This is a genomic window from Bacillus sp. ISL-77, from assembly GCF_018613105.1.
In genome coordinates this window covers 24800-33368 of sequence record NZ_JAGGQY010000060.1, presented here as the reverse complement: position 1 = coordinate 33368, position 8569 = coordinate 24800, and the positions used below count along the sequence as shown (strand labels likewise).

At 40.8% G+C, this 8569-nt stretch carries 8 protein-coding genes; 2 read left to right on the top strand and 6 right to left on the bottom strand.

The window, feature by feature from the left end; translation table 11 throughout:
- Nucleotides 1-189: 189 nt before the first annotated feature.
- Entirely contained in the window at nt 190-1116 is a 927-nt protein-coding gene (rnz, locus tag J7E77_RS23395; protein ID WP_214717235.1) for a ribonuclease Z, read from the bottom strand.
- 270 nt (nt 1117-1386) lie between these two features.
- Between rnz and zwf the strand changes: the two genes are divergently transcribed.
- Nucleotides 1387-2856, top strand: coding sequence for a glucose-6-phosphate dehydrogenase (zwf, locus tag J7E77_RS23390; protein WP_214717237.1), 1470 nt, complete (start codon nt 1387-1389; stop codon nt 2854-2856).
- Nucleotides 2857-3081: 225 nt separating this feature from the next.
- Here the strand turns inward: zwf and J7E77_RS23385 are convergent, their stop codons facing one another.
- The 4 genes from J7E77_RS23385 to mce form a co-directional block, all read right to left on the bottom strand.
- The gene (locus J7E77_RS23385; RefSeq protein WP_214717234.1) at nt 3082-4359 is read right to left on the bottom strand and encodes a DNA polymerase IV; all 1278 of its coding nucleotides are present in this window, start codon (nt 4357-4359) and stop codon (nt 3082-3084) included.
- Nucleotides 4360-4438: 79 nt separating this feature from the next.
- Nucleotides 4439-5560, bottom strand: a complete 1122-nt coding sequence (locus tag J7E77_RS23380) for a tripeptidase T (RefSeq protein ID WP_214717233.1) — start codon at nt 5558-5560, stop codon at nt 4439-4441.
- Between the two features lie 216 nt (nt 5561-5776).
- Entirely contained in the window at nt 5777-7327 is a 1551-nt protein-coding gene (locus J7E77_RS23375) for an acyl-CoA carboxylase subunit beta (protein ID WP_214717232.1), read from the bottom strand.
- A complete protein-coding gene (gene mce, locus J7E77_RS23370) occupies nt 7328-7741 on the bottom strand; it encodes a methylmalonyl-CoA epimerase (RefSeq protein ID WP_214717231.1) in 414 nt (137 codons plus the stop codon).
- Nucleotides 7742-7902: 161 nt separating this feature from the next.
- On the opposite strand from mce, the gene prli42 reads away from it, so the two are divergent.
- Nucleotides 7903-8001: a stressosome-associated protein Prli42 gene (gene prli42, locus J7E77_RS23365; RefSeq protein WP_179195915.1), complete on the top strand. Its 99-nt coding sequence runs from the start codon at nt 7903-7905 to the stop codon at nt 7999-8001.
- A 43-nt stretch (nt 8002-8044) separates the two neighbouring features.
- Here the strand turns inward: prli42 and J7E77_RS23360 are convergent, their stop codons facing one another.
- Entirely contained in the window at nt 8045-8557 is a 513-nt protein-coding gene (locus J7E77_RS23360; protein ID WP_214717230.1) for a L,D-transpeptidase, read from the bottom strand.
- Nucleotides 8558-8569 lie beyond the last annotated feature (12 nt).

Here is an 8569-nt window from a genome sequence, read left to right as displayed (position 1 = left end):
TAACTTTTGGGGTGCAGTACATAAATGGACATCCTCTTCTTATGTTTATCATCAGCAGGGACTTTATTTTATTTGCGAAAAAGGACCTTTTATTTGCGAATACATCTATTTTATTTGCGAAAAGTCCTAGTTTATTTGCGAAAAACCCGGTTTTATTTGCGAATCAAAAAAATTAGCGAATGTCCCTATTTAATTTCGAAGAGGAATATTTATTTCTTTAAAATCCTCAGCTATATCTGTATTCGGAAAAACCTCCTTTGCCTCATCCACCAATTCCCGCCAAGCATTTCGATCATAACGGGAGCTTATATGGGTTAGACACAGTTGCTTGCAACCGGCCCTCTTAGCAACTTCTGCTGCCTGATGTGTGGTTGAATGAAAATAGTCGTGGGCAAGTTTTTCTTCATCCGCTGAAAAAGTCGCTTCATGCACCAAAAGATCTGCATTTTCAGCCAATGAAATCGCATTTTCGCAGTACCGTGTGTCCCCTAGAATCGTGACAATTCTCCCCTTCTGTTCAGGACCTAGAAACTTACTCGGATCAATTGTCCTACCGTCTTCAAGGGTAACTGTTTCACCATTTTTAATTTTTCTAAAAATTGGCCCTGGCTGTACCCCCGCTTCTTTTAATTTATCAGCAAGTAATGTTCCAGGCCGATTCTTTTCAACAATTCGATACCCATATGAAGGGATGCCATGATCTAACCTGAGGGCTTCCACTGTAAACTGCTCATCTTCAAAAAGAATCCCCTCGTCAATTTCAATAACAGTTAGCGGGTATTTCAAATAGGTCTGGCTTAATGAAAGACTGACATGAATATAGTCCTTAATCCCTTTTGGTCCATAAACCGTTACCTCGGATTCTCCGCCTTGAAAAGAGCGGCTTGATAATAATCCAGGCAGACCATAGATATGATCACCATGAAGGTGAGTAATAAAGATTTTTTCAATTCTACGAGGTTTTAACGATGTATGTAAAATTTGATGCTGGGTCGCCTCACCGGCATCAAATAACCAAACCGCCCCCCGCTCTTCTAACAATTTCAGTGCAATTGACGTCACATTGCGGAGTTTTGCCGGCATCCCCGCCCCTGTTCCTAGGAAAAATATGTCCACTAATAATAGCTCCTCTCAATCCGTTCCTTTTATCCAATATTGTTAATATAGCACAAAAAGAAATCAATTTCCCCTAGGGGACCTTTAATTAATAAGTGAATAGCACGGACTATTATGTGAAAAATAATTGAGACTTTAATGTTTTATTTTTGCGAAGTCTAACGGAATGCTATAAAATCAAGAAATGTGATATTTGTTGATTTTACAATTTACATAAATAGAAAAGAGGTCTTTACTTTGACGCAAACTGGAAACGTGACATCATTAATTATGATTTTTGGTGCGACTGGTGATTTAGCAAAACGGAAGTTGTTCCCTTCCCTTTACCGGTTATTTGAGAAAGGCAAATTAAATAAATTTGCGGTTATTGGGGTGGCCAGAAGATCCCTTACTAACGATGAGTTTCAACATTCCGTTAAAGACTCCGTATTATCTGCATTAGGAAACAAAGACAAGATTGATGAATTTATCTCCCATTTTTACTATCAATCACATGATGTCGCTGATTCCAATTCATATGCAATATTAAAAAATTTAGCAGATGAGATTGATGGAAATTATCAATTAGAAGGGAATCGCATTTTTTATCTCGCCATGGCCCCTGAATTTTTCGGAACCATCGCCTTGCATTTAAAATCAGATAAACTGACGGACGTAAAAGGCTACAAACGACTTGTGATTGAAAAGCCATTCGGACATGACTTAGCATCTGCAATCGAGCTTAATAAACAAATCAGAAGTGCGTTTAAGGAAAAAGAAGTTTATCGTATCGACCACTATTTAGGCAAAGAAATGGTCCGGAACATCGAAGTAATACGTTTCGCCAATGCTATTTTTGAACCGCTTTGGAATAACCGCTATATCTCGAATATTCAAATCACCTCAAGTGAAATACTCGGTGTCGAAGAGCGCGGCCGTTATTATGAAACAAGCGGGGCCCTTAGAGATATGCTTCAAAACCATATGATGCAAATGGTAGCCTTGCTTGCGATGGAACCACCTATTAACCTTACAACCGACGAAATCCGTTCCGAAAAGGTTCGTGTATTTCGAGCACTTCGAACCGTTGAGGGGGAACAAGTAAATAATTATTTTGTTCGCGGACAATACGGTGAGGGCACGGTTGAGGATGTCCAGGTTCCTGCCTATCGTGATGAACCGATGGTGGACAAAGAATCGAATACAGAAACCTTTGTCGCAGGGAAAATTATGATCGATAATTTCCGCTGGGCTGGTGTTCCTTTTTACATCCGTACTGGGAAAAGAATGTCGACAAAATCAACAAAAATTGTCGTTCAATTTAAAGATATTCCAATGAATTTATATTACCAAACTGACAAAATGTTAAATCCGAACCTTCTTGTGATTCATATTCAACCAGAGGAGGGAATTACCCTCCACCTAAACGCCAAGAAAGCGGGCGGACATTTGGATGCGCAAGAAGTAAAACTTAGCTTCGCCAATACAGGCATCCATGCGATGAACACTCCTGAAGGCTATGAAAAACTTCTTTTGGATTGTATGCGAGGGGATGCTACAAATTTCACGCATTGGGATGAAGTCGCCTATTCCTGGAGCTTTGTTGATAAAATTTCGGCGGTTTGGGAAAACACGAAGGCTGTTAACTTCCCCAATTATCAGTCAGGGACAATGGGTCCCAAAGAGGTGGATGAACTCTTAGAAAAAGACGGCTACTTCTGGTGGCCTGTAACAGATCTAGGCGTTGATATTTGTAAATAAGAAAAGTGAAAGTGCCCGTTCAGCGACGTATGGACTGGAGCCCTCCGAACGAGATAAAGGAAACACGGAGAGCGATAGCGATTCGATGTTGACTTATCGTAAGGAGGAGGGCGAAGTACACTAGTCGCTGGGCACTGGAGCTGGACAGTAATCGAAGTTCAAAGAAATAAATTCTAATATTATTCAAAAAAGCACCACTTTGTTATAACAGCAAAGTGGTGCTTTTTAGTCTAGATCATTATTTTTATTAGGAAAGGTCCGCAGAAAATCTTTATTAAAGCTCGTTTCAGTCCCGATATTGTGAGAACCATCCATTTGGTGCGACCCCGCATTTTCAATGATACTTTTCCCGTACTTTTCACGAAGACTAGATAAGGTATTTAGTAACGGCTCTTTTTTCGCATCCTTTTCATAGGAAAATAAATCTAACTGTTTATAGGCATGATCATGATCCACTAAATCATTGCCTGTGATCCCTAACAATCGAATAGCATCTCCATTCCAAGCTTTTAGAAAAATCTGCTGCGCAAAGGAAGAAATGTCATCTTTATGACTGATGGGGTTGGGAAGCTTTTTACTTCTGGTAATTGTCTTTCGATCCTTATAGCGAATTGTAATTCCAAGAGTTCCGGCAAGGACATTCTTTCTCTTCAGCCTGATAGAGACCGTTTCCGCTAATGATGTTAACACACGAAAAAGTTCATGCTGATTACTAACATCCTTAGGCAGTGTCGTTGAATTGCCGATACTCTTAAATTCTTCAATCGATTCCGGGTCAACAGGACGATGATCAATCCCATTGGCTCTTTCTTTTAATCGAAGGCCATTAATGCCTAGAAGCGTTTTAAGTTGAATCTCATTGCCTTTTGCTAATTCACCAATGGTGTGAATCCCAATTGTCTGTAACTTTTCCGCTGTCTTCTTTCCGACACCATGCATTTCGTTCGTGTTCAAGGGCCAAAGAACGTTTGGTATATCACGCTTACGAAGAATCGTAATCCCCATTGGCTTTTTCATATCTGAAGCCGTTTTTGCTAAAAATTTATTTGGAGCTATACCTATGCTGCAAGGTATATCTAGTTGTTCCAGAATCCTTTTTTGAATGCTTTCAGCGATTTCTATCGGGCTACCGTATTCAAAGCTTTCCGTTATATCTAAGTATCCCTCGTCAATCGAAACGGGCTCTACAAGCTCTGTATAGTGCCTGAGAATTTCAAACATACCAATGGAAACGGCCCGATAACGCTCAAAATTAGGTTTCATGACGATTAACTGCGGACAAAGTTTTCTCGCTTCCCAAAGCGGCATCGTCGTTTTCACACCAAATTTTCTTGCATCGTAATTGCAGGTAACAATGATCCCTCTGCGCTCCTCGACATTTCCAGCAATTGCGAGCGGTTTACCCTTCAGCTTGGGATCGTAGGCCATTTCAACCGACGCATAAAAGCTATTCATATCAACATGTAAAATGACTTTTCCGTTTTTCGGATACATTTCCTTCATGCTGGCACTTCCTTACCACATTTTCTTCCCTAATTATATCAAAAAGGAGAACCATCAGTTAGGTTCTCCTTACAACTCATTATTGATTTGCCACTTCATCGATAATCGCAAGTGTCATTTCTGCAAGCTTATATAATTCTTCAACCGGCATGCGTTCGTTTGTGGTATGGATTTCTTCATAGCCGACAGCAAGATTGACCGTTGGAATATTAAACCCAGCAAAAACGTTGGCATCACTGCCTCCACCGCTATGCTGCAGTTCACAACTACGGCCAATTTTAGCCGCTGCCTTGCGTGCAACTTCTACAACATGATCGCCTTCGCCAAATTTAAAGCCTGGATACATGATTTCCACATCTACCTCTGCTCTGCCGCCCATTTGTGCCGCAACTGTTTCAAATGCATCCTTCATTTTACTTACCTGAGCCTGCATTTTTTCAGGGATAAGCGAACGTGCCTCTGCTAAAATATCAACACGGTCACAAACGATGTTAGTTGCCTGACCGCCTTCAAACCGGCCAATGTTTGCTGTTGTTTCGTGATCTATTCTTCCTAATGGCATCTTCGCAATCGATTTTGCGGCAATTGTAATCGCGGAAACTCCTTTTTCAGGTGCCACACCGGCATGAGCCGTTTTACCGTAAATAACTGTTTTTACCTTTGCTTGTGTCGGAGCAGCAACAACTACGTTACCAACTAAGCCATCACTATCCAGTGCGTAGCCAAATTTTGCTTTCATCAATGAAGAATCAAGTGCTTTTGCACCTACAAGACCTGATTCTTCTCCGACAGTGATGACAAATTGAATCAAACCATGAGGTAGATTTTGTTCTTTTAATTGACGAATGGTTTCAAGCATGACAGAAATACCTGTTTTATCATCTGCCCCTAAGATCGTGGTGCCATCTGTAACCACATAACCCTCTTTAATCGATGGTTTCACACCTTTAGCCGGTGTAACAGTATCCATATGACAGGTAAAATAAATCGGGTCAACACCCTCTTTAGTTGCCGCAAGCGTGCAAACTAGATTCCCTGCACCATGGCCTGTTACAGCGGTGGTATCATCTTCAAAAACATCGAGTCCTAACTCAGTAAATTTTTGTTTTAATACCTTTGCAATTTCAGTCTCGAATTTTGTTTCTGAGTCAATTTGCACAAGTTCTAAAAATTCATTCAACAGACGTTCCTGATTAACCATTATATTGACCCTCCATGTTATGTATTCACTATTGTCCAGCTCCTTGGGGCTCGAGGTCATAAGCCAAGCCGTCAAGAAGGTTAAAGAGCAACCTTCTCGCCGGCTTGGCTTATGCTTGTCACCCCTGAACAAGGCGCTTCCGCTTTTCTATTTCAGTATACCTCTTTCTTATTCATATCATCAAATGAAAGAGCAGGACGTCAACTTCAATTTATACTATAGTGGAATATTTCCATGTTTTTTGTAAGGTCTTGACTCTTTTTTATTTCTAAGCATTTCTAATCCCTGCACTATTTTCAATCTTGTTTCTCTTGGATCAATGACATCATCGACCATGCCTCTGCTCGCCGCCACATAAGGATTGGCAAACTTTTCACGGTATTCATCGATTTTTTGCTGCCTGGTCTGTTCAGGATCTTCGCTATTATTAATTTCCTTGGCAAAAATGATATTGGCTGCCCCTTGTGGACCCATAACAGCTATTTCCGCATTGGGCCAAGCAAATACCAAGTCAGCACCAATTGACTTACTATTTAACGCCACATAGGCACCGCCATAGGCTTTTCTTAAAATAACCGTCAATTTCGGAACTGTCGCCTCGGAATAGGCAAATAATATTTTAGCTCCATGGCGAATGATTCCCCCGTGTTCCTGCTTAACTCCCGGGAAGAAGCCTGTAACATCTTCAAACGTTATGATAGGGATATTAAAAGAATCACAGGTCCGGATAAACCGAGCCGCCTTATCAGAGGAATCAATATCCAAGCCGCCAGCCATGACCCTAGGCTGATTACAGACAAGCCCTACTGATTCACCTTTGATACGTGCAAAGCCAACGACAATATTTCTAGCAAAATCCTTATGAATTTCCATGAACGAGTCCTCGTCAACAACTTGCTCAATGACTTTTCGGACATCGTATGGACGAACGGCATCGAAAGGAATAACATCCATTAAGTCAGGACGGTAGTCTTCTTCCTCCTGCACCTCAAATCTTGGAGGTTTCTCTTCATTATTCTGTGGTAGATAACTCAAAAGCCTGCGGACGTTCTGTAACACCTCTACTTCCGAATCGGAATGAAAATGGGCATTCCCGCTTATGGAGCTATGTACATTTGCACCGCCCAGTTCTTCAGCTGATATTTTCTCCCCTGTCACTGTTTCGATGACTTTAGGACCCGTAATAAACATTTGACTCGTTTTTTCGACCATAAACACAAAATCAGTAATTGCTGGTGAATAGACGGCACCACCTGCACACGGGCCCAAGATTACTGAGATTTGCGGAATCACACCGGAATAAATGGCATTTCGGTAAAAAATATGTCCGTATCCATCTAACGAAACAACACCTTCTTGAATGCGCGCCCCGCCAGAATCATTTAGACCGATAAAGGGTGCCCCATTTTTCGCTGCTAAATCCATCACATTCACAATCTTCTTGGCATGCATTTCCCCTAATGCACCGCCAAAGACCGTAAAATCTTGCGAAAAAAGATAAATGGGCCGGCCGTTTACTTTCCCGTAACCAGTTACTACCCCGTCCCCTGGGCCCTTTTGTTCATCGAGACCAAAACCATTGGTACGGTGTTCAATAAAGGGATTTAATTCAAAAAACGTCCCTTTGTCTACTAACAGATCGATTCTTTCTCTCGCTGTCAATTTTCCTTTTTCATGCTGCTTCTCAATTCGCTCGTCACCGCCACCGAGTTCAACCTCGCGACGTTTATCATACAACTCATTTATTTTTTCATAGATGTCTATCATTTACCCCTTCATCCCCTTCTTCTCACAGAGTTCAAATAAAACCCCAGATGTTGATTTTGGATGCATAAAAGCAATGTTGGCTCCTCCAGCACCAGGTCTTGGCTGATCGTCTATCATTCGAATCCCTTTTTCTTTCATTTCGCTAATTCTTTCTTTAATCGAAACAACACCAAGTGCAACATGGTGGATGCCCTCACCGCGTTTTTCGATAAATTTAGCAATGGTACTTTCTTCCGAAGTAGGCTCAAGCAGTTCGATTTTTGTACCTCCCGCCTCTAAAAAAGCCACTCTTACTAGTTGAGTTTCAACCTCTTCAATTCCTAGCAATGGTAGATTCAATACATCGGTATAGAAAGGAAGCGTATGTTCAAGTGATCTAACGGCAATTCCAATATGGTCGACCTTTTTAATCATTATTACCCCTCTGTTCTAAAAATTAAAATTAATTCGACAATTATCTTATTCGTGAAAAAGTTCATAAATCCTTCCTAAATTACTTAGTTGTTCCGTTGTTCATTTTTGTATTTCCTTGTACAATAGATATAAAGCGCCAAAATGTTAAGGAGGTACCCATAATGAAAAGTAAGAAAACGAGAAAAATCATTGTTTATTTAATGTTATTCGCTATGCTTGCCTCAACTCTCCTAATCGGAATTGGTACATTTCTATCATAAATATACAAAAGGAAGGGACTGTTCAAATTGAACAGTCCCTTTCCTATTTTATTGCCCCATTATCTTTGGCAAGTGCCTCAAATGATTTTTTGGAAGAGATAACTAATACCTTTGTTCCTAATGGAATTAACGGAAAAAGAGACGTAACGACCTCATTCTGTGTGCGAATACAGCCTTGAGAGACGTATTTTCCAATGGATGCAGGCTGATTTGTCCCATGAATGCCATAGATTCTGCCATCGGTTCCTTTTGCATCAAAGCCAATCCATCTGGCCCCTAGTGGATTCTTTGGATCCCCTCCAGAAATATTCCCTTTTCGAAAATAAGGCTCTTTTGCCTTTACCGTAATAGTGAAAAGACCTTCCGGAGTTAATTCTTGGGTTTTACCCGTCCCGACACTTACAACTGTTTGGACTTTGTTTTCATCAATAAACGCCATTTCATTGTTACTTTTGTTAACAATAACAAATGGATCGCCTGGCATAGGGTTTGGCCCCAACGGCCAAAATGGTGAAATGAAAAAAGTAATCAGGATTGGCGATAAGATTTTTATCAAAGCAGCCACCTG